This window comes from Psychromonas hadalis ATCC BAA-638 (genome assembly GCF_000420245.1).
Lineage (GTDB): Bacteria > Pseudomonadota > Gammaproteobacteria > Enterobacterales > Psychromonadaceae > Psychromonas > Psychromonas hadalis.
The window spans coordinates 1-3,280 of record NZ_ATUO01000249.1; the positions used below are offsets into that span (position 1 = coordinate 1).

Annotated in this window: 4 protein-coding genes; 3 read left to right on the forward strand and 1 reads right to left on the reverse strand. The window is 35.3% G+C overall.

What is annotated here, in order from left to right; genetic code table 11:
* Positions 1–164: 164 nt before the first annotated feature.
* Positions 165–1,127 carry an integron integrase gene (locus G322_RS0118260; RefSeq protein WP_022943124.1) on the reverse strand — a complete coding sequence of 321 codons (963 nt, stop codon included), beginning with the start codon at positions 1,125–1,127 and terminating at the stop codon, positions 165–167.
* A gap of 282 nt (positions 1,128–1,409) precedes the next feature.
* Between G322_RS0118260 and G322_RS0118265 the strand changes: the two genes are divergently transcribed.
* The 3 genes from G322_RS0118265 (at position 1,410) to G322_RS0118275 (ending at position 3,087) form a co-directional block, all read left to right on the forward strand.
* Positions 1,410–1,778 (forward strand): hypothetical protein, encoded by a 369-nt coding sequence (locus G322_RS0118265; protein WP_022943125.1) that lies wholly within the window; start codon positions 1,410–1,412, stop codon positions 1,776–1,778.
* 118 nt (positions 1,779–1,896) lie between these two features.
* Entirely contained in the window at positions 1,897–2,436 is a 540-nt protein-coding gene (locus G322_RS0118270; protein WP_022943126.1) for a hypothetical protein, read from the forward strand.
* Positions 2,437–2,547: 111 nt separating this feature from the next.
* Positions 2,548–3,087 (forward strand): hypothetical protein, encoded by a 540-nt coding sequence (locus G322_RS0118275; RefSeq protein WP_022943127.1) that lies wholly within the window; start codon positions 2,548–2,550, stop codon positions 3,085–3,087.
* Positions 3,088–3,280 lie beyond the last annotated feature (193 nt).

Sequence of the window (3,280 nt, forward strand, 5' to 3'; positions counted from 1 at the left end):
GCCTATGGGTGACAACAGTGTTCTACAACAGAGCCGTAAATTTAGACAAGTTAATTTAATAGTCTATTATGCAAGTGAAACATCATTTTATATCAAACGTAAAGATGGTATAAAGCCTCACTGAAAAATAGATGGCTCTGTCCATCAAAATAAGAGATTAATAGCTACAAATCTGAAAAAGGACTGCGTACACAGTTTGCACCCGCTTGTAAAACATGGGTGTAAATTTGTGTGGTACGAATATCAGAGTGGCCCAATTGATCTTGCACTGTACGTATATCTGCCCCTCGTTGTAGTAAGTGCGTGGCAAAGGAATGGCGTAAAGTATGGCAGGTGACCCGTTTAGTGAAACCTATCTTTTTACTCGTTTCTCGTACTGCCTTTTGTAAATTAGATTCATGAATGTGGTGTCGACGAACCATTTGGCTTTCAGGGTCAACACTCAAACGAGCAGATGGAAAGAGGTAGTGCCAATTGAACTCTTTCGCTGCATTAGGATATTTACCTGCTAGTGCATAAGGCAGGTAAACCCTTGAATACTTCGTGTTTTTCATATCTTGTTCGTAATAAAGATGAACACTTTCTATCTGCTTTTTCAATGGAGAAACAAGCTCTTGTGCCAATGTGACACGACGATGTTTTCCTCCTTTTCCATGCCAAATTTGTATTGAAAGATAATCAAAATCAATATCTTGAACCCGTAACCTCACCGACTCCATAAGACGCAAACCACTGGCGTAAAGTAAATAACACGGCAGTGAAAGATGAGCAGGTAAATTTTTTAATAATAATGCAGTTTCGGTTGAAGTTAATACCACCGGTAATTTTGGTTGCGTAGTCGTCCGATTATATTTTAAATCTAACGTTAATGGTTTATCTAAAAACTCTTTGTAAAGATAAACCAATGCATTCAAGGCAAGCGCCTGCGTTTTAGGTGCGACATTTTTTGTGTTAGCAAGGTATGAAAGAAATGATTCAACCTCTCTATCATGGCAGAAGCTTGGATGTTTTTTAAAATTATAATTGATAAAAGAAGTTATCCAGTACAAATAAGATTCTATTGTGCGTTTTGCATAACGACGCATTCTCATATTCTCAGCCAAAGCTCGTAAAAAAGGAGATTTCATACTGGCACCATTAATTAGTTTGCAGAATAATGTTTATGGGTATATATTCAGTGGTATTATATACAGTATAGGTGTTTTCCATATTTCTGCTGGTTTTATAGATTATTTCAATTTTTTATCAGGTGATACTGATTTGATTTATATCCCTACCTGCTTGATGGTAAAAGAAATTAGTGTAGTATTTGTATATATAAAAAATAAATAATGAATTACCGCTTTTGGCATGGCATAGCTGGTTTTTTCCATCTAATAAGCTGTTATGTGTTTACCTAAGGAGATTTTATGAATGCTCATGGTGATCTTTCTATTTTGTGGGACGGAGACTTATTAATCGTTAAAACATTTGGTCCATTTAATGAAATAGGATTGAAGATTCATATTTCAAAAATTAGAGAGTCAATATTAAGTAAAGACTTAAAATCGTGGCGTAAAATGGAAATTTGGGATGAGGAGACTCTAGGTTCACCTGATGTAGTTTCAACAGGTGAAGCCGTAGCTAAATGGTACAAAGACAATGGATGTTATGCTTCTGCAATAATTGTCTGTAATAGTTTACAGGAGCAAATAGCTGATAATATAACTAGTAATAATACTAAGTCATTCCGTAACCAAGAAGCTGCCATGAATTGGCTAAATCGGCAAAACACATAACAAGGCGTTTAAACGGAACAAAAACAGTGGGTTACGTTTCGCTTCGCTCCACATTATAACCCACAATTTTTGTCCGCTTAACGCGGCGTTAGGTTTTTATCCAGACATGGGGTTACAAATGAAAAATATACCAATAACTATTGTCCTTTCGTCAGTGTTCTTGTTTTCTTGTGGTGGCTCTGAAGGTGGCAATTCTACTGAAACGTTAAAAAGTGATTCTATGACAAAACTGTCCAATACGTATTGGGAAAAAGGATGCTCTGGTTACAGTAAATTTTCGAGTGACGAATTTAAAACATTATGGAACACTAAAATTAAACTAAGCATAAATTCTTCCCTAGAGGGTACTTATCGAACAGAGTATTTTCATCCGAATGATGAGGAATGTAATTCAATGATGTTTGATTCTTTTGATATTTCTAAATTTGAGTTTAAAAGTAAAGTAATCAGTGATGAAAGTATTGAGGGTAGGGGTCTAAATGAAACGTTTATTTTTAATTCAAATAATCGAGACTTACCACCAATTTACACTTTAATTTATCTTGATAGTGAAAAATTATACTTTGGTCAAAGATCTGGTGCACATATGGGAGACCTGCCGGAAACAAGGCATTCTTCTATATCGCTTGATGATTACTTTACCCAAATTCTAAATTAGAAAAACCTAACAAGCTGTTTAAACTGATAAAAAACAGTTGGCCATCGCTTCGCGATTATAGCCAACCATTTTTTACAGCTTAACAGGGCGTTATGTTTTTTGAGAGGTTAAATGGAAAATGTCAAAGAGTTGCACGGTCGTTTATTTGTCTTAAATTCATTTTTTCGGTCATATTCTTGCTTCATAGCGCTTGAACACAAATGCCAAGAGTTAGATCGTGAATTTGGTGGTTTATGCCCATTTACACATATTCACAATATACTGCTTTCCGATGCAGTAACTAGTTGGTGTAAACTATTTGGCTCATGGAAAGATGAAGGTCACTGGAAAAAACTAATCCCAAAAGAAGATCATAATAAATTTTTAGTTTTCATGCAAAATGAAACAAAACTAACACTTGATGAGTTCAATAACTATCGAAAAGAGATGGTTTTGTTTCGTAATAAATGGGTGGTTCATCATGATGTCAATTTCAAACAAAATCCTGTTCCGTTTTTCGATACTGCACATAGCAGTGCCTTAGCTTTAAATGTATATATCCGTGAAAATTCGGACGACAAAATAATTTACGACGGTCCAGAGTGTATGTCGGACTTTGGAGAGCAAGTTGCACAGGCTATGTTATCCAAAATCGTTGCCCCCAAAACATAACAAGCACTTTAAACGGAACAAAAACAGTTGGCTCTGTTCCGCTTCGCTCCACATTATAGCCAACAATTTTTGTCCGCTTAAGTGGGCGTTAGTTGCCCTAAAAATTGATGTTCTTATTTAATTTTCAAAGGTTATAAATCTGGGTTTAATTTGCTAAATGAAAATCAATATTACGTTGTGAGTTTCCTAAGTC

Excerpts from the sequence above, each read along its gene's own strand:
- G322_RS0118260 (WP_022943124.1), bottom strand. The coding sequence starts at position 1,127 with ATGAAATCTCCTTTTTTACGAGCTTTGGCTGAGAATATGAGAATGCGT.
- G322_RS0118265 (WP_022943125.1), top strand. The coding sequence starts at position 1,410 with ATGAATGCTCATGGTGATCTTTCTATTTTGTGGGACGGAGACTTATTA.
- G322_RS0118270 (WP_022943126.1), top strand. The coding sequence starts at position 1,897 with ATGAAAAATATACCAATAACTATTGTCCTTTCGTCAGTGTTCTTGTTT.
- G322_RS0118275 (WP_022943127.1), top strand. The coding sequence starts at position 2,548 with ATGGAAAATGTCAAAGAGTTGCACGGTCGTTTATTTGTCTTAAATTCA.